At 63.5% G+C, this 21,580-nt stretch carries 20 protein-coding genes and 1 riboswitch; of the genes, 6 read left to right on the top strand and 14 right to left on the bottom strand.

Going from position 1 to position 21,580, the window contains the following annotated elements; genetic code table 11:
* Positions 1-18: 18 nt before the first annotated feature.
* The 9 genes from ACTHNE_RS02610 to ACTHNE_RS02650 all read right to left on the bottom strand — a co-directional run bounded on the left by ACTHNE_RS02610 (position 19) and on the right by ACTHNE_RS02650 (position 9,303).
* Positions 19-516, bottom strand: a complete 498-nt coding sequence (locus ACTHNE_RS02610; RefSeq protein ID WP_324941594.1) for a phosphatidylglycerophosphatase A family protein — start codon at positions 514-516, stop codon at positions 19-21.
* Complete coding sequence (thiL, locus tag ACTHNE_RS02615) at positions 513-1,472, bottom strand: thiamine-phosphate kinase (protein ID WP_324941591.1); 960 nt, start codon at positions 1,470-1,472, stop codon at positions 513-515. The genes ACTHNE_RS02610 and thiL overlap by 4 nt, the downstream gene beginning before the upstream one ends.
* 208 nt (positions 1,473-1,680) lie before the next feature.
* Positions 1,681-2,127, bottom strand: coding sequence for a transcription antitermination factor NusB (nusB, locus tag ACTHNE_RS02620; RefSeq protein ID WP_440268518.1), 447 nt, complete (start codon positions 2,125-2,127; stop codon positions 1,681-1,683).
* Complete coding sequence (gene ribH, locus ACTHNE_RS02625) at positions 2,127-2,588, bottom strand: 6,7-dimethyl-8-ribityllumazine synthase (protein ID WP_324939843.1); 462 nt, start codon at positions 2,586-2,588, stop codon at positions 2,127-2,129. Before ribH ends, nusB begins: the two co-directional genes overlap by 1 nt.
* 123 nt (positions 2,589-2,711) lie before the next feature.
* Positions 2,712-3,665 (bottom strand): muramoyltetrapeptide carboxypeptidase, encoded by a 954-nt coding sequence (gene ldcA, locus ACTHNE_RS02630; protein WP_440268519.1) that lies wholly within the window; start codon positions 3,663-3,665, stop codon positions 2,712-2,714.
* A gap of 174 nt (positions 3,666-3,839) precedes the next feature.
* Positions 3,840-6,065 (bottom strand): beta-glucosidase family protein, encoded by a 2,226-nt coding sequence (locus ACTHNE_RS02635; RefSeq protein WP_440268520.1) that lies wholly within the window; start codon positions 6,063-6,065, stop codon positions 3,840-3,842.
* Between the two features lie 176 nt (positions 6,066-6,241).
* Positions 6,242-7,333: a bifunctional 3,4-dihydroxy-2-butanone-4-phosphate synthase/GTP cyclohydrolase II gene (gene ribBA, locus ACTHNE_RS02640; protein ID WP_324939835.1), complete on the bottom strand. Its 1,092-nt coding sequence runs from the start codon at positions 7,331-7,333 to the stop codon at positions 6,242-6,244.
* Positions 7,334-7,365: 32 nt separating this feature from the next.
* Positions 7,366-8,007, bottom strand: a complete 642-nt coding sequence (locus ACTHNE_RS02645) for a riboflavin synthase (protein ID WP_324939832.1) — start codon at positions 8,005-8,007, stop codon at positions 7,366-7,368.
* A 127-nt stretch (positions 8,008-8,134) separates the two neighbouring features.
* A riboswitch (FMN riboswitch) is annotated at positions 8,135-8,323 on the bottom strand.
* Between the two features lie 68 nt (positions 8,324-8,391).
* Positions 8,392-9,303, bottom strand: a complete 912-nt coding sequence (locus ACTHNE_RS02650; RefSeq protein WP_440268521.1) for a LysR substrate-binding domain-containing protein — start codon at positions 9,301-9,303, stop codon at positions 8,392-8,394.
* A 95-nt stretch (positions 9,304-9,398) separates the two neighbouring features.
* On the opposite strand from ACTHNE_RS02650, the gene ACTHNE_RS02655 reads away from it, so the two are divergent.
* Positions 9,399-10,409: a zinc-dependent alcohol dehydrogenase family protein gene (locus ACTHNE_RS02655; protein ID WP_440268522.1), complete on the top strand. Its 1,011-nt coding sequence runs from the start codon at positions 9,399-9,401 to the stop codon at positions 10,407-10,409.
* Between the two features lie 26 nt (positions 10,410-10,435).
* Here the strand turns inward: ACTHNE_RS02655 and ribD are convergent, their stop codons facing one another.
* Both ribD and ACTHNE_RS02665 read right to left on the bottom strand, forming a co-directional pair.
* Positions 10,436-11,536: a bifunctional diaminohydroxyphosphoribosylaminopyrimidine deaminase/5-amino-6-(5-phosphoribosylamino)uracil reductase RibD gene (ribD, locus tag ACTHNE_RS02660; protein WP_324939822.1), complete on the bottom strand. Its 1,101-nt coding sequence runs from the start codon at positions 11,534-11,536 to the stop codon at positions 10,436-10,438.
* A complete protein-coding gene (locus ACTHNE_RS02665) occupies positions 11,533-11,655 on the bottom strand; it encodes a hypothetical protein (RefSeq protein WP_324939819.1) in 123 nt (40 codons plus the stop codon). The genes ribD and ACTHNE_RS02665 overlap by 4 nt, the downstream gene beginning before the upstream one ends.
* Between ACTHNE_RS02665 and cysK the strand changes: the two genes are divergently transcribed.
* Complete coding sequence (gene cysK, locus ACTHNE_RS02670; protein ID WP_324939816.1) at positions 11,654-12,610, top strand: cysteine synthase A; 957 nt, start codon at positions 11,654-11,656, stop codon at positions 12,608-12,610. The two genes, ACTHNE_RS02665 and cysK, sit on opposite strands and share 2 nt — an antisense overlap.
* Positions 12,611-12,699: 89 nt before the next feature.
* Here the strand turns inward: cysK and nrdR are convergent, their stop codons facing one another.
* The 3 genes from nrdR to ACTHNE_RS02685 all read right to left on the bottom strand — a co-directional run bounded on the left by nrdR (position 12,700) and on the right by ACTHNE_RS02685 (position 15,593).
* A complete protein-coding gene (gene nrdR / locus ACTHNE_RS02675) occupies positions 12,700-13,230 on the bottom strand; it encodes a transcriptional regulator NrdR (protein WP_324939813.1) in 531 nt (176 codons plus the stop codon).
* A gap of 3 nt (positions 13,231-13,233) precedes the next feature.
* Positions 13,234-14,487 carry a serine hydroxymethyltransferase gene (gene glyA / locus ACTHNE_RS02680; RefSeq protein ID WP_324939811.1) on the bottom strand — a complete coding sequence of 418 codons (1,254 nt, stop codon included), beginning with the start codon at positions 14,485-14,487 and terminating at the stop codon, positions 13,234-13,236.
* A 227-nt stretch (positions 14,488-14,714) separates the two neighbouring features.
* Complete coding sequence (locus ACTHNE_RS02685) at positions 14,715-15,593, bottom strand: DUF817 domain-containing protein (RefSeq protein WP_324939808.1); 879 nt, start codon at positions 15,591-15,593, stop codon at positions 14,715-14,717.
* 192 nt (positions 15,594-15,785) lie between these two features.
* Here ACTHNE_RS02685 and ettA point away from each other — a divergent pair, with 192 nt between their 5' ends.
* The 4 genes from ettA to ACTHNE_RS02705 all read left to right on the top strand — a co-directional run bounded on the left by ettA (position 15,786) and on the right by ACTHNE_RS02705 (position 21,576).
* Complete coding sequence (gene ettA, locus ACTHNE_RS02690; protein WP_324939805.1) at positions 15,786-17,453, top strand: energy-dependent translational throttle protein EttA; 1,668 nt, start codon at positions 15,786-15,788, stop codon at positions 17,451-17,453.
* 192 nt (positions 17,454-17,645) lie between these two features.
* On the top strand, positions 17,646-18,458 hold the full coding sequence (pyrF, locus tag ACTHNE_RS02695) for an orotidine-5'-phosphate decarboxylase (protein WP_324939802.1): 813 nt from the start codon (positions 17,646-17,648) through the stop codon (positions 18,456-18,458).
* A gap of 246 nt (positions 18,459-18,704) precedes the next feature.
* On the top strand, positions 18,705-20,591 hold the full coding sequence (locus tag ACTHNE_RS02700; protein WP_324939799.1) for a S1 family peptidase: 1,887 nt from the start codon (positions 18,705-18,707) through the stop codon (positions 20,589-20,591).
* A gap of 154 nt (positions 20,592-20,745) precedes the next feature.
* Positions 20,746-21,576, top strand: coding sequence for an undecaprenyl-diphosphate phosphatase (locus tag ACTHNE_RS02705; protein WP_324939796.1), 831 nt, complete (start codon positions 20,746-20,748; stop codon positions 21,574-21,576).
* The last annotated feature ends 4 nt before the right edge of the window (positions 21,577-21,580 follow it).

A 21,580-nucleotide genomic window follows, 5' to 3' on the forward strand; every position in this document is an offset into this window, starting at 1 on the left:
TAAGCGGCCGACTGCGCATCACGACCAGGTAAGCACCAGCTTCAGCACCACCGCGGCAAAAATGCCAGCGATCACGTCGTCCGCCATCACGCCCAGGCCGCCTTTCAGGTGCCGGTCGAGATAACGGATCGGCCACGGTTTCCACACATCGAACAGACGGAACAAGGCAAAGCCGAGCACGATCGCCCACCACGACGCCAGCAGCGCCGGCAGCAAGGCGATCCACTGGCCGATGAATTCGTCCCATACCAGGCTGCGATGATCGTCCACGCGCAAGGCGCGACCCGCGATATCGCATGCCCATATGCCTACGGCAAAGCCGATCACGATCACCGCGAGGTTGAGCGACAGCGAGTACTGGCGCAGCAGCAGCCACGGCAGGATTGCCGCCAGCGAACCGAACGTACCTTGCGCCACCGGTGCGAGGCCGGACCCGAAGCCGCAGGCCAGCCAGCCGGCCGGCGTGGCGAGCAGCGCGCGGCGTTGTTCGTGGGTAAGTATTTTGCGATCGCTCATGCGCGGAAATGATCCCATCCTTTCCGGGCCGGTTCGAGCCACTGGCCATCCGCATCACGAACCTTGACGCCCTGGCCGTCCACGATGCGGCCGATGCGCGTGGCGCCGCAGCCGAGCTTGGCCAAGTCTGCCTGCACGGAGGCAACCCGTTGCGGCGGCACGGTGAAGCACAGTTCGTAATCGTCGCCGCCACTCAAGGCGAAGTCGCGCGAACTAGCGTCGTCGAATCGATCCAGCAAGGCGGAGGAACGCGGCAGCAGTGCCGCTTCGATTTCGGCACCGACGCCGCTGGCCGCGCAGATATGTCCGAGATCGGCGAGCAAGCCGTCGGAAACATCGATGCAGGCGCTGGCGCGTTCGCGCAACGCCAGGCCGGCCGCGACGCGCGGCATGGGACGATTCAAGCGCGCGATCAGATAGTCCGCTTGCCCATCGCCGTGGCGGCTTTGCTGCAACAAGCGCAAACCCGCCGCCGCATCGCCGAGCGTGCCGGTGACCAGCACCGCATCGCCTGCTTGCGCACCTGCGCGCGTCAGCGCCTTGCCCGGCGGCACGAAGCCATGCACGGCCACGCTGAGGGTGAGCGCGCCGCGCGTGGTATCGCCGCCCACCAAGGCAAGCCGATAGGTTTGCGCCAGCTGCGCGAAGCCGTCGGCGAAACCATCGATGAAAGCCTCATCGGCGTGCGGCAAGGTCAGCGCCAGCAAGGCCCACGCCGGCGTAGCGCCCATCGCGGCAAGATCGGAGAGGTTCACCGCCAATGCTTTCCAGCCGATGTCGGCAGGCGCCGCATCGCGCGGGAAATGCACGCCTTCGACCATGGTGTCGATCGCCACCGCCAGTTCCTGGCCAGTTGGTACGGCCAGCAAGGCGGCGTCATCGCCGATGCCCAGGCGCACATCATCACGGCTTTGCGCGGTGCGCTGGCGGATGCGGTCGATGAGGGAGAATTCCATGGATTGACTATGGCCTATTACGCGCAGACATCCATGCTTGCCTGACAGCTCGATCTTGCGTTGCCGTCATTCCGGCGAAAGCCTGAATCCAGTTGAATACGCCGTGCGAAGCACGCAAACCCTGTTTTAAGTCGTGTGCTGCGCACACATGTTTGTACTGGATTCCGGCTTTCACCGGAATGACGAGCGCTTCGATAGAGAAGCCCGATTATCCCTGCTTCTCCGTCACCCTAAGCTGCGCCGCCAGCTTATCGAGCACGCCATTGACGTAGCTGTGACCATGATCGGCACCGAAGCGCTTGGTCACCTCGATCGCCTCGTTGATGATCACGCGGTACGGTACGTCCGGGCGGTATTTCAGTTCATAGGCGGCCAGGCGCAGCGCGGCGCGTTCCACCGGATCGATCTGCTCCACCTCGCGATCGATATACGGCTTGAGTGCTTCGTCCAGCGCCTGCACGTGTTCTTCCACACCGCGCAGCAGGTCTTCGAAATATTCAAGATCCGCCACTTCCATGTCCTGCTCGTGACGGAACTGCTCGATCACCGATGACATCTTGCTACCGCTCATCTGCCAGGCGTACAGCGCCTGCAGCGCACGGCGGCGGGCACGCGAGCGCGCGGCGAGATCGATGCCCTCGGGACGTTGGTTCATTACAGCTTTCCGTACAGGTTGACCATTTCCAGCGCGGCGATGGCGGCGTCCGCGCCCTTGTTGCCGGCCTTGGTGCCGGAACGCTCGATGGCCTGTTCGATGGTATCGGTGGTGAGCACGCCGAACGAGACCGGCACGCCGGAGCCGAGCGCGGCCTGGGTCAGCGCCTTGGCGCATTCGCCGGCGACGAAATCGAAATGCGGGGTGGCGCCGCGGATCACCGCGCCCAACGCGATCACCGCCGCATACTTGCCCGAGTGCGCCAGCTTGTGCGCCACCAGCCCGATTTCCCACGCGCCCGGCACGCGCACCACATCGATGGCCTCGTCGCTTACGCCATGGCGCACCAGGGCGTCGCGTGCGCCAGCCACCAGCGGCTCGACGACAAAGCCATTGAAACGACCGGCGACAATGACAAAACGGCCCTTGGGCGTGGCGAAATCGCCTTCGATGATCTTCATGCTGCTTAGGATTCCTGTGCTGGGCGGCCTGCCCATGGCGAGCGGGCCATTTTACGGGTTTTGGCGCGTGCGGGTCAGGCGGCGGACCGGTGTGACCCAAAACTGGCGTTCCGTGAGTGCCGATCAGGCCATGGAAGGTTCGTGGCCCTGGCGCAAATGGGGGTAGCCGTGGAAATCCAGGCTGGCCCGTTGCCCCACCACGCGCAACCGCGCCGGCACCCCGAACGGCAGGGTGAACTTGTCCGCATCGTGGCCGAACGGCATGCCGGACAGCACCGGAATACCCGCCATGCGCCGGATCTGCTCGAAGGCATCGGGCAGGCCATAGCCGTTGTCGTAAGCGGCCGGCCGGCATTGCGTGAAATCGCCCAGGATCAGCGCCCGCTGCCGCCCCAGCACGCCCGACAGATGCAGTTGATACAGCAGGCGCTCGATGCGGAACGGCGGCTCGCCGATGTCTTCCACGAACAGGATGCCGCCTTCGATGCGAGGGAAATACGGCGTCTCGAGCAGGCTGCACAGCATGGCGAGATTGCCACCCCACAGCGGCCCTTCCACCGCCAGTTCCGTTGCCTCGCCGCAATCCCAGCTGGCGTTGCCGTGCGGCGCGCTGAGCGTGCGCCAGAAATGCCGCCAGGTCAGCGGGCTCAATCGCTGCGCACCGAAATCCGGCCCCAGCATCGGACCGCCGAAGGTGACGATGCTGCTTTTCGCATACAGCGCCATCTGCAGCGCGGTGAAATCGCTATGCCCGACCAATGCGATCGGCTGGCCGGCGAGACGTTCGCGCAAGGCGTCGTAATGCAGATGCTCCAGCAGGCGCGTGGCGCCGTAGCCGCCGCGGATGGAAAGCGCGATATCCGGCAAGCTGTCGAGCGTGGTCAGCCCATTGATATCGGCCGTGCGCTGCGCATCGCTGCCGGCGTAGCGCAGTTCGGCGCGATCGATCACCTCCGTGCCTTCCACCGCGCAACCGGCCTGGCGCAACCTCTCGATGCCGCGCGTCATGGCCTCGCGATCGTGCGGATAGCCAGAAGGCGCGATCAGGCGGATGCGGCAGGAGGGCGTGGTTGGCATGCGAGGCTCGTTTCGTCAGTCCATTGGCAAGGGGAGCACTCTAGCGCAATCGAACCGACCCACTGAGTCATTGCTACGGCAAGATCATGACCTTGCCGTAGCCATTTTGCGTAGGTTGGGGTGCAAACCCCAACGTGTACGCATCGCGATGCTGGGGTTTGCACCCCAACCTATTCAGGGCGCCACGGTCGCTGCCGCTACCGTCGCCTCCCCCTTCAACGCCAGATCCCGCGACGAATGCCCCACCTGGATCGGATAGCTGCCCCCCGCGATCTTCCACTGATGCCCCGGCACATCGAACGTCGCCAGCAGGCGCGGATCGATGGTGACGGATACCGTGCGGCTCTGGCCCGGCTGCAGCGATACCTTTTCGAAGCCCGCCAATCGGCGCGGCGCTTCGCCGCTGTCGCCCGGCAGGCTTACGTATACCTGCGGCGTATCCATGCCGGCACGCTTGCCGGCGTTGCTCACCTTGAAGCTGACCGTCACGCGCTTGCCCTGCGTGCTCACGTGCAGGTCGCTGTAGTCGAAATGGCTGTACGAGAGACCAAAGCCGAACGGGAACAGCGGCTCGAGGTTTTTCTTGTCGAACCACTTGTAGCCGACCGCGGCGCCTTCGATGTTGTAGTCGACATCCAGTGCCTTGGTGACCTGCGGCCGCGGCAGCTGCTGCTCGTCCTGCGGGAAGGTCACCGGCAAACGGCCGGACGGATTGATCTTGCCGGCTAGCACGCCGGCGATCGCCTCGCCACCGCGCGCGCCTGGATACCACGCCTCTACCACCGCATTGACCTTCGGCAACCACGGCATCTTTACCGGGCCGCCGTTTTCCAGCACGACCACGGTGTGCGTGTTGGCGGCCGCTACGGCATCGATCAAATCGTCCTGTTTGCCGTCCAGTGAAAGATTCGGCTGGTCGATGCCTTCGCAGGTCCACTGCGTGGCGAACACGAGCGCAACGTCGGAAGACTTCGCCAAGGCCGCGGCTTTCGCCGGGTCGCTGCCGTCGTCGTAGACGATCTTCGCGTTCGGCAGCAGCTTCTGTAGTGCTTTCATCGGCGAGGAAGGGTCGTAGACCTTCCACTGCCACTCTGGTCCCTTCACGGCAGGAATGGCGGGGCCGCCAATCGGCCACACCTGCGCCGAACCGCCACCCGACAGCACGCCGGCGTCGGCATGGCCGCCGATGATCGCGACGGTATTGATGTCCGACTTCAATGGCAATTGGTCCTGGTCGTTCTTGAGCAGCACGATCGCCTGCTCGGCCGCGTGTTGCGCGACCAGGGCATCGGCTTCCACATCGAGCGGCTTGTTCACCGGCGGATGCTCGAACAAGCCAACCGCGTACATGGAGCGTAAAATGCGATGCACCATGTCTTCCAGGCGGCTGCGTGGAATCTCACCCTTGTCGATCGCCTGCAGCAACGGCGCGCCGAAGCTGCTGAAGGTTTGCCCCAGGCTGAAGCCGGTGACCGGATCGATGCCGGAAACCTGGTCGGTGCCGGCCATGGCATCCATCACGCCGTGATCGCCACCCCAGTCGGTCATCACCCAGCCAGGGTATTTCCAGTCGCCTTTGAGAATGTCGGTCAACAGATGCCTGTTGGAGCAATCCCACACGCCGTTGACCTTGTTGTAGCCGCACATCACCGAACCGGGATGGCCGTCTTCGATCGCCAGCTCGAACGCGAGCAGATCCGATTCGCGCATCGCTTGTTCGCCGATGTTGGCGTTGACGGTGGTGCGGTTGGTTTCCTGGTCGTTCAAGGCATAGTGCTTGATGGTGGAGATCACGTGCTGCGACTGGATGCCACGAATCTCGCCGCCATCGATGCGTGCGGCGAGCAGCGGATCTTCGCCCAGGTATTCGAAGGTGCGGCCGTCGCGCGGTTCGCGCGTGAGGTTGATGCCGCCGGCAAGCAGCACATTGATGCCCTGGCGGTGCGCCTCGCCCGCGATCATGCGGCCGCCTTCGTAGGCGATCTGCGGATTCCAGGTGGCCGCGATGGCCAGCGTGGAAGGCAGCGGCGTGGTGTTGCCCGCTTCGCCACGCACATGCGCCGGCTGCTTGCCCGGGCCCTGGTCGATCGGATAGTTGTGCACGCCGATGCCGGCATCGTTCTGCTGTTGCGCGGGAATGCCCAGCTTCGGCAAGGCCGGCACGTAACCGGCCGCGCCGATCCCGCCCGGCTGCTGTTGCAGGGTCATCATGTCGTTGTAGCTCTGCACCATGTGATGCATGTCTTGCAGCGACATGCGCTTGAGCATGTTCGATGCGCGCAGGTCCGGCGACGTGGCCGATTGATCGGCCAGCGCCGGCGACAGGCAGGCCAGCGAGAGTGCGGTGAACAAGGCGGTGCGGGCTACGACGGCGGTGCGCGGCAAATGAGCGAGCTTCATCCTGATCCCTTCGAGCTGGTGTGAACCGGGCGAAGGATGCCACGAAGCGAGGCGCGTGGCAGTGATGAATATGGCCAGACCGCCTTACGATCCCTGAAATGTAGGTTGGGGTGTGAACCCCAACATCGATCCACCCAAACATGGCGATGTTGGGGTTTGCACCCCAACCTACGGATTTATTCCGCGTATTCGACCACTTGCAGGCCGAAGCCCGCCAGGCCCACCAGCTTGCGCGGCGTGCCCAATACGCGCAGGCGGCGTACGCCAAGGTCAGCCAGTATCTGCGCGCCCAGGCCATGCTGACGCCATTCCTGATGCTGGTCGCTGGGCACCTGCGGCGTGGTTTGCCGGTTGAGGCGGCGCAGCAAGGCCTCGGGCGTATCTTCTCCGGACAGCACCAGCAGCACGCCGCGGTTTTCATCGGCGATGCGGCGCAGCGCGGCCGTGACGGTAAGACCGAGATCCTCGCGCTGCAGATGCAATACGTCGGACAAGGTGTTGCGCACGTGCACGCGACTCAGCACCGGCTCACCATCGTCCACCACGCCGCGCGTCAACGCGAAATGCAGCCCCTGGCGAATGGCGTCGCGATAGGCCACCAGGCGGAACGGGCCGAATTCGGTCTGCACATCTTCTTCGTACACGCGCTCAACGGTCTTTTCCGTTTCCAACCGGTAACGGATCAGGTCGGCGATGGAGCCGATCTTCAAGCCATGTTTCTTCGCGAAGATTTCCAGCTCGGGCCGGCGCGCCATCGAACCGTCTTCATGCAGCACCTCGATCAACACCGCGGCCGGTTCCAGCCCGGCGAGCGCAGCGAGATCGCAGCCGGCTTCGGTGTGGCCCGCGCGCGTCAGCACGCCGCCGGCCTGCGCGGTGAGCGGGAACACGTGGCCGGGTTGCGCCAGGTCCTGCGGCTGCGCATCCGACTTGACCGCCACCTGGATGGTACGCGCGCGATCGTGCGCGGAAATGCCGGTGGTGACGCCTTCGGCCGCCTCGATCGAAACAGTGAAGTTGGTGTGGTACGGCGAGGTGTTGTCGCTCACCATCGGGCGCAGCCCGAGCTGGCGCGTGCGTTGTTCGGTGAGCGTGAGGCACAGCAGCCCGCGCGCCTCGCGCACCATGAAGTTGACGTCTTCGGGCCGCACCATTTGCGCGGCCATGATCAGGTCACCCTCGTTTTCGCGATCTTCGTCGTCGACGATCACGACCATGCGGCCGGCGCGGATGTCTTCGAGGATCTCTGGGATGGTATTGAATGCCATGGTTGTTTCCTTGTTTTTGCCTTGCCCGGTGATCACACGAAGCCGTGCTGCTTAAGAAATGCCTCATCGATGCGCGAGCCTTCGCCGCCACCGATCAACCGCTCGACATAACGCGCCACCACGTCCACTTCGATGTTCACCGCATCGCCCGCGCGCCGCGCATGGAACACCGTGTGTTCCACCGTGTGCGGAATCAGGTTGACGCCGAAGCGGGTGCCGTTTACTTCGTTGACGGTGAGGCTGGTGCCATCGATGCAGATCGACCCTTTGGACGCGATATAGCGCGCGAGCGACGCCGGCACCTCGAAGGTCCAGCGCTGCGAACGGCCGTCCGGCGCGATGGACACCACCTTGCCCACGCCATCGACATGGCCGGACACCAGATGACCGCCGAGCCGATCGGCCAGGCGCAGCGCTTTTTCCAGATTCACCGGATCGCCGCTCTTGTGCTTGCCCAGCGTGGTGAGCGATAGCGTTTCGTTGGAGACATCAGCGGCGAAGCCACGCGATTCCAGCGCGATCACAGTAAGGCAGGCACCGGATACCGCGATGCTGTCGCCCAACTGCACATCGGAAAGATCGAGATCGGCGGTATCGACATGCAGGCGCACGTCACCGCCGCGAGGTTCCAGCCGCGCGATGCGGCCGACACTCTGGATGATGCCGGTAAACATCAGCGCACCTCCGCACGGAAGGTGGACGAAACTTGGTATTTGCGTATAAGCATGAACGTTCTCCACGAGCTACGAATGTGGGAACGCCCCAAGGCAAAGGCACACGCACCGCGCAGGCGATGCATGATGCCGTCTTCTTTCATCCGGACTATGAGCCGCCCCGGCGAACCGGAAACAGCGTGACCGTCGGCTCCGGCTTTGGACCGGATCTGCTGACCTTCCGATGCAACCGGAAGCGCTCGCGGGCTTAGGTCATAGTGAGCAAGCTCCAACCTCTACCGCCGGTGGGGAATTCCACCCCGCCCTGAAGACGTTTGTTGTAAGTGCCGAAACCGGCCGGCGGAGTTTAACACCGAATGCGATGGCGGCCGTTTGCACCCCGACCTACGTGTCGACCAGGGACTCGACCAGAAAATCGATCAGGCTGCGCACCGCCGGCGCACGATCCGCGCCGGGTAGCCACAACAAATGGATCGGCGAACTCGGGAGCGGCCACTCCGGCAGCACCTTCACCAGGCGGCCTTCCGCGACCAGCGCGTCGGCCATGTAATCGCCCTGAATGCCGATACCCACACCGGCCAGGATGGCGTCGCGCACGGCTTGTGAATCGTTGCAGGTGAGTATCGGGTCCACGCGCACCGAGCGGCGCTGTCGTTGCCGGGCGAACTGCCACAGCGTGCCGGTGCGCAACCCGGTGAAAGCCACGCAGCGGTGCTGTTTCAAATCGGCGGGGTCATGCAAGGGCGGCGCGGCAGTCAGATAGTCGGGCGCCGCGCACGCATAACGCACCATGTTGCCGACCCGCCGCGCCACCCAGCGCGCATCGGCCAGCTTGCCGACGCGCAAGGCCAGATCCACTTTCTGCTCGACAAGATCCACATAGGCGTCGTCGTAGATCGCCTCGACACGTATCTGAGGATGGCTGCGCATGAATTGCGCAAGCAACGGCGCAATGCGAGTGCGCCCGTACGCGGCCGGCAGGTTCACGCAAAGGCGGCCCGTCAGCTCACCAGTGGCCGGCCGCAAGTTGACCGCCAGTTCGGCCATCACCGCTTCCAACCGTTCGCAATAGGCAAGCAACTGCTCGCCGCGCTTGGTGAGCGTCATGCGCCGCGTCGTACGCAAGAACAACGCACTGCCGGTGGCCTGTTCCAGCGAGGCGATGCGCCGGCTCAGCACCGACGGCGTGCAGCCAGCGATGCGCGCAGCCTGCGAGAAATTGAGCAGCCGCGCGGCAGCGGCAAAGCCGCGAAGCTCGCGCAAACGGGTGGGCGTCAGCTCGAAAGATTTATTCACGTAATGAATAAAAGATATGTATTTCCAGAAGATTATCACCTTTCATAAAACGGCAGAGCATGGCCGGCATCTCTCCCCCACCACGGAACACGGACATGCGCAGCATCCAGCTCAATGCCTTCGGCCTCGACCACCTGAAACTTGCCGACCTTCCCGCTCCACGCCCCAGGCCCAACGAAGTGCTGGTGCGAATGGAAGCGGCCTCCTTGAATTACCGCGATTACCTGCTGATAAGCGGCAATTTGTACCGCGGCGTGAACTTGCCGATTGCACCGATTTCCGACGGCGCCGGCACGGTGATGGAAGTGGGCGAGGCGGTGACGCGGTTCAAGCCTGGCGATCGCGTCACCACGTTCTATAAGTCGCGCTGGCTGGGTGGTCGCATGCGGCCGGAATGGGAGGGCGCGGAGATTGGCGGCCCCGACGAAGGCGTCATGCGCGAGTTCGCCAACTTCGACGCCTACTCGCTGGCCCACGCTCCCGCCCATATGAATGCACTGCAAGCGGCAACCCTGCCGATTGCCGCGCTTACCGCCTGGCAAGTCCTGGAGCAGGCGCACGTTACTACCGGACAGACCGTGCTGGTGATAGGCACGGGTGGCGTATCGATCTTTGCATTGCAATTGGCCAAGCTGCGCGGTGCGAAGGTGATCCTGCTTTCATCGAGCGATGAAAAGCTCGCGCGTAGCAAAGCGCTCGGCGCCGATATCGGCATCAACTACCGCACGACGCCGCAATGGGGTGCCGCCGTACGCGAAGCCACTGGCGGCGAGGGTGTCGATGTCGTGGTCGAAACCGCCGGCGCCGCCACGTTTGCGCAATCGCTGGAAGCGGTACGCATGCATGGCTTCGTCGGAGTCGTCGGCTTTTTGGCCGGCGGCGAGCTGCAAGCCTCGCTCATACCGATCATTCTCAAGCGCGTGCAGGTACAAGGCATTTCGGTAGCGTCGCTGGAACAACATGAGCGCCTGGTCGCCGCGCTTGGGGCGACACAACTGCAGCCGGTACTCGACAGCGTCTATGGATTCGGGCAATTGCGCGCAGCGATAGAGCAGATGATTGCCGGCACGCACTTTGGAAAGATCGGTATCGATTTCGCCAAATGATGGGCGTGCCGAAAACAACCAACGAACTACGCCGGACGCAACAATAGGCGCCAGTCGCTACCCAACTGGCGCTGGTCCACCGCGCGCAACGACCAGCGTGACGTCATCTCGGTCAACGATGGCAGATGCATCAGCGGACGCGCCTGGTCACCGAGCAGGACGGGCGCGACGTAAAGCAGTAGCTCATCGACCAATCCGGCCGCAAACAACGCGCCGCAAAGCGTGGGGCCGGCTTCCACGTGCAGTTCGCTGCAATGGCGCTCGGCCAGCAGGCCAAGCATGGCGCGCAGATCGAGCGCATCGCCCTGTTCGGGCACGGCGATGCGCTCCACCTTGGCGAAGCGGTCGTCTATGACTTGCGCCGATGCCGCGTGCAGGATAAGCGTGGGCGTTTGGCCATCCAGAACATGACTATCGGCGGGCGTGCGGAGCTGGCGGTCGAGAATGACCCGCGTGGGAAAAACGCTTGGCTTCTCATCCTGAGTGGATGGAAGGCGCACGGTCAGCTGCGGATTGTCGGCAAGCACGGTGCCCACGCCGGTGAGGATGGCCGAGCTGCGCGCACGCCAGCGCTGTCCATCCATGCGCGCCGCTTCGCCGGTAATCCATTTGGATTCGCCGTTGGCCAAGGCGGTGCGTCCATCCAGGCTCATCGCCAGCTTCACGCGCACCCACGGACGTTGCCGTTCGATGCGGCTGAAGAAGCCGATATTGATCTCCCGCGCAGCCTCGCGCATCAGGCCGCTTTCCACGACGATGCCGGCGGCGTGCAATTTGGCGATGCCCTTGCCGGCCACTTGCGGGAATGGATCTTCGGCGGCGATCACGACCCTGGCCACACCGGCGGCGATCAACGCATCGGCACACGGCGGCGTGCGGCCGTGGTGCGCGCAGGGTTCCAGCGTCACGTAGGCGGTGGCGCCGCGTGCCTGTTCACCGGCCTCACGCAGCGCATGAACCTCCGCATGCGGTTCGCCGGCGCGTACGTGCCAGCCCTGCCCCACCACGCGCTCGCCGTGGGCGATGACGCAACCTACACGCGGATTGGGATGGGTGGTGGTCAGGCCGCGTTCGGCCAGGCGCAGCGCCTGGGCCATGTGCATAGCATCGACGACGGAGAAAGTCATGGAAGCTTCTGAATATCAATATGCAAGATCATCAGTGTGCGCGAACCGGCGGCATTTGTCGCGCCGCCAAAATCGGGAGTAGCCTTGGTGACCTTCATCTGCGTAAGGGCGACGGCCATGATCTACGAAAACATCCTCGACACCATCGGCCACACACCCATCGTTCGCCTGCATCGGGTGGCGCCTTCGCACGTCACGCTCTATGCGAAGGTGGAAGCGTTCAATCCCGGCGGATCGGTCAAGGATCGCCTGGCCATCGCGGTGATCCTGGATGCCGAAAAGCAGGGCCTGCTCAAGGCCGGTGATACGGTGGTCGAAGCCACCTCCGGCAACACCGGCGTGGCGCTGGCGATGGTATGCGCCGCCCGCGGCTACAAGTTCGTGGCAGTGATGACCGAAACCTTCTCGATCGAGCGCCGCAAACTGATGCGCGCTTACGGCGCCAAGGTCATCCTCACACCCGCCGCCGAGCGCGGCACCGGCATGGTGCGCCGCGCGGAAGAGCTGGCCAAGCAGCACGGCTGGTTCCTGCCGCGCCAGTTCCAGAACCCGGCCAACCCCGCTTATCACCGCAACACCACCGCCGCGGAAATCCTGCGCGATTTCGCCGGCAAGCGGCTCGACGCCTTCGTCACCGGCTGGGGCACCGGCGGCACCCTCACCGGTGTGGGCGAGATGCTGAAACTCGCACGGCCGGAGGTGAAGATCGTCGCCTCCGAACCGGCCGGCGCATCCATGCTGCAGGACAAGCCCTGGCAGCCGCACAAGATCCAGGGCTGGACGCCGGACTTCGTGCCCGACGTGCTCAACCGCAAAGTGTTCGACGTGGACCTGCCGGTCGACGAAGTCGTCGCCCGCGACACCGCGCGCCGGCTGGCCAAGGAAGAAGGCATTTTCGTTGGCATCTCTTCCGGCGCCACGGTCGCCGCTGCACTTCAGTATGCAGAAAAGGCCGAACAAGGCAGCGTGATCCTGGCGATGTTGCCCGATACCGGCGAACGCTACCTGTCCACGTTCCTGTTCGAAGGCGTTGAAGAAGGCTCCGATGATGCATGGCTGGCAAGCCTCGGCTGACTCAGCGGAAACCTGATGTAGGTTGGGGTGCAAACCCCAACGTCACGATGCGTGGCATACCGATGTTGGGGTTTGCACCCCAACCTACATTACCCCTTGCGATGTCCGCGCTTGGCGGCGGCTCCCGCTTCGCCAAGCAATGAAAGCTGCAGGTTTTCCAATCCCGGCAGATCGCGCTCAAGTTTCTCGATTTCCTCACGGAACGCGTGCACGTCTTCGAACTTGCGATAGACCGACGCGAAGCGCACGTAAGCAACTTGATCGAGCTTCTTCAGCTCACGCATGACCAGTTCGCCGACGTAGCGCGACGGCACTTCGCGCTCGCCGCTTCTGCGCAGGTCATCGATCACGGCGCGCACCGCGGCGTCCACGTCATCACTGGCCACCGGGCGTTTCTGCAACGCGCGCTCGAAGCTCGTGCGCAGCTTGCGCTCGTCGAAACTCTCTCGCCGCTCGCCGCTTTTCACGATAGCGGGCAGTTTCAGTTCCGCCGTTTCGAACGTATTGAAGCGCTCGCCACACTGCGGACACTCACGACGGCGGCGCACGGTGGCGCCGTCGTCAGCGAGGCGTGAGTCGATCACGCGGGTGTCTTCGTGCTGGCAGAACGGACAATGCACGTCTTAGCCGTAAACGGGGAATTTCTTGCACTGCGCGGAAACCTTCTCGCGCACGGTCTTGATGACATTCTCGTCCGCCGGCGCATCCAGCACATCGCAGATCCACTGCGTGAGTTCCACCACGTCGGCTTCCTTGTAACCGCGCGTGGTGATCGCCGGTGTGCCGACGCGCAGGCCGGAGGTGACGAACGGCGAGCGCGGATCGTTCGGCACGGCGTTCTTGTTGACGGTGATGTGCGCCTTGCCGAGCGCCGCTTCCGCATCCTTACCGGTGACTTCGCGGCCGATCAGGTCGATCAGCATCAGGTGGTTTTCGGTGCCGCCGGAGACCACCTTGTAGCCGCGCTCGATCAGCGTCTTGGCCATGGCCTTGGCGTTCTTCACCACCTGAGTCTGGTAGTCCTTGAAGGACGGCTCCAGCGCTTCCTTGAACGCCACCGCCTTGGCGGCGATCACGTGCATCAGCGGACCGCCCTGGATGCCGGGGAACACGATCGATTGCAGCTTCTTCTCGATCTCCTCGCCCGCATCCTTGGCCAGCACGATGCCGCCGCGCGGGCCGCGCAGCGTTTTGTGCGTGGTGGAGGTGACCACGTGTGCATGCGGCAGCGGGCTGGGATACACGCCCGCGGCGACCAGCCCGGCGATGTGCGCCATGTCCACGAACAGATAGGCGCCGACCTTGTCGGCGATGGCGCGGAAGCGCGCCCAGTCCATGATCTGCGAGTAGGCGCTGAAGCCGGCCACGATCATCTTCGGCCTGTGCTCGACGGCGAGGCGCTCGACTTCGTCGTAATCGACCAGGCCCTGCTCGTTCACGCCGTACTGCACGGCGTTGTAGATCTTGCCGGAGAGGTTCACCTTCGCACCGTGCGTGAGGTGGCCGCCGTGCGCCAGGCTCATGCCCAGGATGGTGTCGCCCGGATTGAGCAGTGCGAAATACACCGCCTGGTTGGCCTGCGAGCCCGAATGCGGCTGTACGTTGGCATAGGTGGCGCCGAACAATTGCTTGAGGCGCTCGATGGCGAGGCGCTCGGCCACGTCCACGTATTCGCAACCGCCGTAGTAGCGCTTGCCCGGATAGCCTTCGGCGTACTTGTTGGTAAGCACCGAACCCTGGGCTTCCAGCACGCGCGGGCTGGCGTAGTTTTCCGAAGCGATCAGCTCGACGTGGTCCTCCTGGCGGCGGGCTTCGTCGGCAATGGCCTTGGCCAGCTCTTCGTCATAGCCGGCGATCGTTTGCTGCTTCGGGAACATTCGGGCCTCGTTGGGTCGCGTGGGGCGGGGTAAGACTTGAAAGTGTAATGGCCGGCGGTGTAGGCGGCCACCCTGGTCCTGCCGTCTGGGCACATGCCGGTTTGTCATGAGCCCGCCAGCGGGGCCAGGACTTTGCTTTGAAATCAAGGCACTGAGCCGTAGGTTGGGGTGCAAACCCCAACGTCGCCATCCCTCCAGGCTTCGCGGTGTTGGGGTTGCACCCCAACCTACGCGGCCCTCGCCGGCTTTTTCGCCACCGCACTCACCATTACATAGCTGATGATCATCAGCAAAAACCACGCACCGAGTTTCGACAGCGGCACCATCTGCCAGCCATGATGCTGTGCGGGATAGCGCCATGCGGCCGTAAACGTGCCGATGTTCTCGGCAAACCAGATAAAAAGCGCTACCAGCGCGAAACCCAGCAGCAAGGGCATGCGCCGATGCGCGCGGCGGATACGAAAATGCACCCACGTGCGCCCGAACAACATGGCCACCGCGGGGAACAGCAACCAGCGTGCATCCGGCAGAAAGTGATGCGCAAAAAAGTTCACATAGATCGCCACCGCCAACCACACAGTGGTGGCGAATGACGGATGACGCGTGAAGCGAAAATCGAACAACCGCCATGCCCGCGCGATATAGCTGCCCACCGAGGCATACATGAAGCCGCTGAAGAGTGGCACGCCACCGATGCGCAGCAGCGAGGCTTCCGGATAGATCCACGAGCCCATCGAGGTCTTGAACACCTCCATCACGGTGCCGACCACATGGAACAGCAAGATCACCTTCGCCTCTTCCAGTGTTTCCAGGCGCGTTGCGATCAGCGCGCACTGGATCGCCAGCGCGGCGAGCGTCAAGAAGTCGTAGCGAGCCAGCGTCGCATGCGGTGGATAGAACGCCCAGCTCAAGCCCAGCAGCAGCACCATGCCGCCGCCGAACAGGCAGGCCGAAGCCTGCTTCACGCCGAAGCAGACGAACTCGTGCAAGGCCACGGCCGCGCGGCCCCGCGCGTGCGTCCAGCGTGCCGCGCGCCGGTCCCAGCGGCGCAACGCGGCGGGCAGAGCGAGAGGTGCGGCGCCGGCCGCCATTCGTCGTGTACGCATGGCCGCAGAGCCTGGCCGGGCGGCATGGCCGGGCGGATGCGAAAAGTGGCGAACAGGTGACCGTCGGCTCGCAATAAGGCGGCGTGCCGTCACCGGCGCTTACATTTAAACCGCTATAATGCCGGGTTTGATACCCACGCCCGCCGCGTCGCCCGCCCTCGTGGCCAGCGCGCGCACGCCTCCGGAGACTCCATGAGCTCGCAGTACATCTACACCATGAACGGGGTCAGCAAGATCGTCCCCCCGAAGCGCCAGATCATCAAAGACATTTCGCTCTCGTTCTTCCCCGGCGCCAAGATCGGCCTGCTGGGCTTGAATGGCGCGGGCAAGTCCACGGTGCTGCGCATCATGGCCGGCGTCGACAAGGATTTTCAGGGCGAGGCACGTCCGCAGCCAGGCATCAAGGTCGGCTACCTGGCGCAGGAGCCGGAACTGGATCCGGAAAAGACCGTCCGCGAAGCGGTCGAAGAAGGCGTGTCGGTGGTGCTCGACGCACAGAAGCGCCTGGAAGAGGTGTATGCCGCTTATGCCGAGGAAGGCGCCGACTTCGACAAGCTGGCCAAGGAACAGGAGCAGTTGGAAAGCATCCTGGCGGTGAACGATGCGCACGCGCTGGAGCGTCAGCTGGAAGTGGCCGCCGATGCGCTGCGCCTGCCGCCGTGGGACGCCAAGATCGGCCCGCTCTCCGGTGGCGAGAAGCGCCGCGTGGCGCTGTGCCGCCTGCTGCTATCCAAGCCGGACATGCTGCTCTTGGACGAGCCCACCAACCATTTGGACGCCGAATCGGTGGACTGGCTGGAGCAGTTCCTGCAGAACTATCCGGGCACCGTGGTAGCGGTCACCCATGATCGCTACTTCCTGGACAACGCCGCAGAATGGATCCTGGAACTGGACCGCGGCCGCGGCATTCCGTGGAAGGGCAACTACACCGAATGGCTGGAGCAGAAAGACCAGCGCCTGAAGCAGGAAGCGCAGCAGGAAAAATCGCGCCAGAAGGCGATCGAGAAGGAACTGGAATGGGTACGCTCGGCCGCCAAGGGCCGCCAGTCCAAGGGCAAGGCGCGCCTGAACCGCTTCGAGGAATTGAACGCGGTCGAATACCAGCGCCGCAACGAAACCAACGAGATCTTCATTCCGCCGGGCGAGCGCCTGGGCCAGGAAGTGATCGAGTTCAAGAACGTCACCAAGGCCTTCGGCGATCGCCTGCTGATCGACGACCTGTCGTTCAAGGTGCCGCCGGGCGCGATCGTCGGCGTGATCGGCCCGAACGGCGCCGGCAAATCCACGCTGATGAAGCTGATCATCGGCAGGGAGCAGCCCGATTCGGGCGAAGTGAAGCTGGGCCATACGGTCAAGCTGGCCTACGTCGACCAGTCGCGCGGCATGCTCGATGCCAAGAACAACGTGTGGCAGGAAATATCCGGCGGACTGGACATCCTCACCATCGGCAACTTCGAGATCCAGTCGCGCGCCTACATCGGCCGTTTCAACTTCAAAGGCACCGACCAGCAGAAGATCGTCGGCAACCTCTCCGGCGGTGAACGCGGCCGCCTGCACCTGGCCAAGACGCTGCTGCAGGGCGGCAACGTGCTGCTGCTGGACGAACCGTCCAACGACCTGGACGTGGAAACCCTGCGCGCCCTGGAAGACGCGCTGCTGGAATTCCCCGGCTGCGCGATGGTGATCTCGCACGATCGCTGGTTCCTCGATCGCATCGCCACGCACATCCTGGCGTTCGAAGGCGACTCGCACGTGGAATTCTTCCCCGGCAACTACAACGAGTACGAGGCGGACAAGAAGCGTCGCCTGGGCGAAGAGGCTTCGAAGCCGCATCGGGTGAAGTACAAGAAGCTTGCCTGATGCCGCGCTCCACTCCCTCTCCCCCATCTTTGATCAATAACGGGGGAGAGGGCTGGGGGTGAGGGGCCAAGGCTGGCCTCAACCTCCAAATAGAACCACGCCCTGATTGACCTGCAACGCAAGATTACCCCCTCGCCCTAACCCTCTTTCCGGAGGGGAGAGGGGATCAAAAGGCGGCAAGGAGAGAGACCGATGCATTTCATGCCATCCCTGCAACAAGCATGGACCCGCAACAACTCCCTCGTCTGCGTCGGCCTCGATCCCGAACCCGCCAAGTTCCCCGCGCATCTCAAGAACAATCCCAACGCGGTGTTCGACTTCTGCGCAGCCATCGTCGACGCCACCGCCGACCTGGTGTGCGCGTACAAGCCGCAAATCGCCCACTTCGCCGCCCTGCGCGCCGAAGAAATCTTGGAACGCCTGATCGCGCACATCCACGCCAGCCATCCGGGCGTGCCGGTGATCCTCGACGCCAAGCGCGGCGACATCGGCAGTACGGCGCAGCATTACGTCACCGAAGCCTTCGATCGCTACGGCGCCGATGCCGTCACGCTGAACCCCTATCTCGGCCGCGATTCGGTGCAGCCGTTTCTCGACCGCGCCGACAAGGGCGTGATCTTGCTCTGCCACACTTCCAACCCCGGCGCCGCCGACCTGCAGGACCTGGACGTCGGCGGCAAGCCGCTCTACCAGCACGTCGCCCGCCTGATCGCGCAGGAATGGAACACGCACGGCAACTGCGCGCTGGTCACCGGCGCCACCTGGCCGGAACAGCTGGCCGAGGTGCGCGCCCTGGTCGGCGACGTACCGCTCTTGGTGCCGGGTATCGGCGCGCAAGGCGGCGATGTCGAAGCGGTGGTGCGCAATGGCCGCACCTCGACGGGTACGGGGCTGATGATCAGTTCCTCGCGCGCCATTCTCTACGCAGGTAAAGGCGAGGACTTCGCCCAGGCCGCGCGCGCCGCCACCATCGAACTGCGCGACAGCATCAACCGCTACCGCTGATCGACCCTCGCCTTTCCGGCCCCTCCCCCGCGCAACGGCACTATGTCAGTATCCGGCGCGGGAAATCGGTGTTCTACCGGTCGGGAATCTATAAGAGGGAACGGACATATGCAGACGTTGAGTGGGCAGGCTCGGGCAGTCATCTCAGGAACTTGCGTTTTATTGCAGCGGCTGATGCCGATGCTGTGTGTAATAGTGGCGTTTGCCGCACCGGCATGCGTGCATGCGGCCAGCCCCGACCCCTCCATGGTTTCGAAAATCGACGCCGCCACCTTCGAGGTGGTGATTCCGCGCGCGGTGGATGATCCGCTCACCTACGAAAAACCGCTGCCACTCGACCTGCTGCCGTATCAGGAGCGCACGGACAAGTTCTTTTCCGTCGGCACGGCCTTTTCGATCGGCCACAACCGCTATGTCACCGCCGGCCACGTATTCCTGGCTGCAGTAGGCGATCTCACCGGGCCGCCAGCGTTGCGCGATGCCGGCGGTCACGTGTATGCGATCGACAAGATCGTGAAGTTTTCCCTGCAGCAAGATTTCGTGGTGTTCTCGCTGAAGGAGCAACCCAACGGCGACGCCGCACTGGACACCAACGCCAAGCCTTCGTTGAACAGCGTGGTGTACGCGGTCGGCAATGCGCTCGGTACGGGCGTGGTGATTCGCGACGGCTTGTATACCTCTGACACACCGGAGGACGAAAACGGGCGCTGGAAGTGGATGCGCTTCTCCGCGGCCGCCTCGCCTGGCAACAGCGGCGGTCCGTTGCTCGACCAAGATGGCAAGGTCATTGGCGTGGTGCTGATGAAGTCGCCGAACGAAAACCTCAATTACGCGCTACCGATCGGCGAAGTGCTCAACGCGACGAGCAGCTTGGCGGTGATGGACAAGCGCGAGTCCTATCAGCTGGACATCATCGAAGAGAACCAGAACGGCACGTTCAAGGCGCAATTCCCCCTACCCGCCACGTACGACGAGTTCAGCGCCACCTATCTCAAGCTGCTCAACGCCAAGAGCGAGGACATGTTGAAGGCGCTGCTGCAGCAGCAGGGCGATGAGCTGTTTCCGCGTGGCGCCGGTTCCAATCACATCCTGCACGACACGCCGCAGTTGAGCCTGTTTCCCGAAATGATCGTGCGCAACCGCAGCGGGCAGTGGGTGTATTCCGGACGCGAACTCAATCGCGTTCCGCTCAGCGGCAACGGCTATGTCGCCAGCGGCTACGTCGGGCACACCTTCCTGATGCATTTGCGCCGGCCGGATACCGTGAAGGCGGTCACCTTCTACAACGATCCCAAGCAGATGATGGATCTGATCCTGAAGACCGGTTACTGGACGCGCGAAGTCGGCCCGGAAAAGATCAAGATCACCTCGCTCGGCAACCCGGCCAGCAGCGCCACCTATACAGACAACTGGCAGCGGCACTGGAAGACGTTCGTGTGGTCGCTGTCGTACATCAACGGCCAAATGGTGGTGTTCGCGCTGCCCACGCCCGATGGCTACGCGATCATGATGCGTTTGAATCCCTCGGTGATCACGCACGACAGCATCATTGACCTGAAAGCGCTGGCCGATTTCCTCAACGTCGACTACGGCGGCACGCTGGCGCAGTGGAAGGATTTCCTGGCCGAAAAATCACTGCTGCCGGATGTGCTCAAAGACGCCCGCATCGACGTCGACTACGGCAAGCATTTCAGCTACGAATCCAGCAACATCGCCTTTGGCTATCCCGTGGCGCTGCAGTCCGTCGATCCGGACAACCTGTTCGCCGTCGGCGTGGGTTACTACGAAAGCCACGGCAAGTTCGCGCTGCAGGCCGGTGTGGTGCAATTGCGCTTGAACACCACCGACCCGGATCGCATCAGCATCACGCGGCATATCGCGCCCAGTGTCGATCTCGACGATAACTTCAAGGAAGCCTGGGGCAAGCTGGTGCACAAGCAGCATCCGTACGATGGCGTGCCATACAACGATGGCGACGAGATGGACATCGCCACGGTGATCGATCCGCCCGCAAGCGACACGCCCAAAGAGCTGTACACCGCGTTCTACGCCACGCAGGGCACGCACAAGCCGGAAGAGATGAAGGCGAAGCTTGCCTTGCTGACGCAGCAGTTCAAGGTTAAGTCGCCTTAAGGCGGGGTATAGCCGATCACCAGTCTTGTGGCCGTCATGCTTCCTTTCGCGAAGATGACGGCTGCAAGACAGGCAAGTGCATCGCGCAACACGCTCAGACGCCTTTCACCACAGCGATGGCATCCTCGCCGCTCCACCCTCTAAGGATGACCGTGTGAGTTTGTGGTTTCTGTTTTTCCTGAGCGTGCTGCAAGGTGTCACCGAGCTGTTTCCGGTCAGCAGTCTTGGCCACACGCTACTGGTGCCCGCGCTGTTCGGTGTGCACATCGACAAGCACGCGCCGCAGCTCATTCCCTTTCTGGTCGCGTTGCACCTGGGTACGGCACTGTCGTTGCTGCTTTATTTCCGTCAGCGCTGGGTGGCGCTGATGCGCGGTTTCGTCGCATCGTTGTCCGGCCGGCACAACGATGAAGGCCATATGATGTGGGCGCTGATCATCGGCACGTTGCCGGCGTGCGTAGTGGGCCTGCTGCTGGAAAAGCGGCTGGAGCTGGTGTTCAAGGATCTGCGCATCGTCGCCTTCGCGCTGATCGTCAATGGCGTATTGCTGTGGCTTGGTGATCGCATCGAGCGCACGCGCGCGCACAGGCGGCCGGAGAAGCTGCGGTTCCGGCACGCCTTCCTGGTCGGGTTGGCGCAAGTGGGCGCGTTGATTCCCGGCTTCTCGCGCAGCGGTCTTACCATGATCGCCGGTTCCGCCACCGGCCTGGACAAGGAAAAGGCGGCCGAATTTTCGTTCCTGCTCGGCACGCCGATCATTCTCGCCGCCGGCCTGCTGGAAATTCCCAAGTTGCTCAAAGCGCCCGCGCAATTGGGCGATGCGTTGTTGGGTGGCGTGCTGACCGCTGTCGCAGCGTGGCTCAGCCTGCATTTCCTGATGCGCTATTTCGAAGGCCGCGGAAGGTTGGCGACGTTCGGCACGTATTGCATGATCGCCGGCGTGTTCTTTCTGGGTTGGTTCCTGCTGCATCCGCAGCGTGCTTGAGGTG

The organism is Dyella sp. (assembly GCF_051954575.1).
Classification (GTDB): domain Bacteria; phylum Pseudomonadota; class Gammaproteobacteria; order Xanthomonadales; family Rhodanobacteraceae; genus Dyella_B.

Bases quoted from the DNA above. Each gene is read 5' to 3' on its own strand.
- nusB (WP_440268518.1), bottom strand. From the start codon at position 2,127: ATGAACCAACGTCCCGAGGGCATCGATCTCGCCGCGCGCTCGCGTGCC.
- ACTHNE_RS02610 (WP_324941594.1), bottom strand. From the start codon at position 516: ATGAGCGATCGCAAAATACTTACCCACGAACAACGCCGCGCGCTGCTC.
- ldcA (WP_440268519.1), bottom strand. From the start codon at position 3,665: ATGCCAACCACGCCCTCCTGCCGCATCCGCCTGATCGCGCCTTCTGGC.
- ribBA (WP_324939835.1), bottom strand. From the start codon at position 7,333: ATGGCATTCAATACCATCCCAGAGATCCTCGAAGACATCCGCGCCGGC.
- ettA (WP_324939805.1), top strand. From the start codon at position 15,786: ATGAGCTCGCAGTACATCTACACCATGAACGGGGTCAGCAAGATCGTC.
- ACTHNE_RS02635 (WP_440268520.1), bottom strand. From the start codon at position 6,065: ATGAAGCTCGCTCATTTGCCGCGCACCGCCGTCGTAGCCCGCACCGCC.
- ACTHNE_RS02655 (WP_440268522.1), top strand. From the start codon at position 9,399: ATGCGCAGCATCCAGCTCAATGCCTTCGGCCTCGACCACCTGAAACTT.
- cysK (WP_324939816.1), top strand. From the start codon at position 11,654: ATGATCTACGAAAACATCCTCGACACCATCGGCCACACACCCATCGTT.
- pyrF (WP_324939802.1), top strand. From the start codon at position 17,646: ATGCATTTCATGCCATCCCTGCAACAAGCATGGACCCGCAACAACTCC.
- ACTHNE_RS02685 (WP_324939808.1), bottom strand. From the start codon at position 15,593: ATGCGTACACGACGAATGGCGGCCGGCGCCGCACCTCTCGCTCTGCCC.
- ACTHNE_RS02665 (WP_324939819.1), bottom strand. From the start codon at position 11,655: ATGGCCGTCGCCCTTACGCAGATGAAGGTCACCAAGGCTACTCCCGAT.
- ACTHNE_RS02645 (WP_324939832.1), bottom strand. From the start codon at position 8,007: ATGTTTACCGGCATCATCCAGAGTGTCGGCCGCATCGCGCGGCTGGAA.
- thiL (WP_324941591.1), bottom strand. From the start codon at position 1,472: ATGGAATTCTCCCTCATCGACCGCATCCGCCAGCGCACCGCGCAAAGC.
- ribH (WP_324939843.1), bottom strand. From the start codon at position 2,588: ATGAAGATCATCGAAGGCGATTTCGCCACGCCCAAGGGCCGTTTTGTC.
- glyA (WP_324939811.1), bottom strand. From the start codon at position 14,487: ATGTTCCCGAAGCAGCAAACGATCGCCGGCTATGACGAAGAGCTGGCC.
- ACTHNE_RS02700 (WP_324939799.1), top strand. From the start codon at position 18,705: ATGGTTTCGAAAATCGACGCCGCCACCTTCGAGGTGGTGATTCCGCGC.
- ribD (WP_324939822.1), bottom strand. From the start codon at position 11,536: ATGACTTTCTCCGTCGTCGATGCTATGCACATGGCCCAGGCGCTGCGC.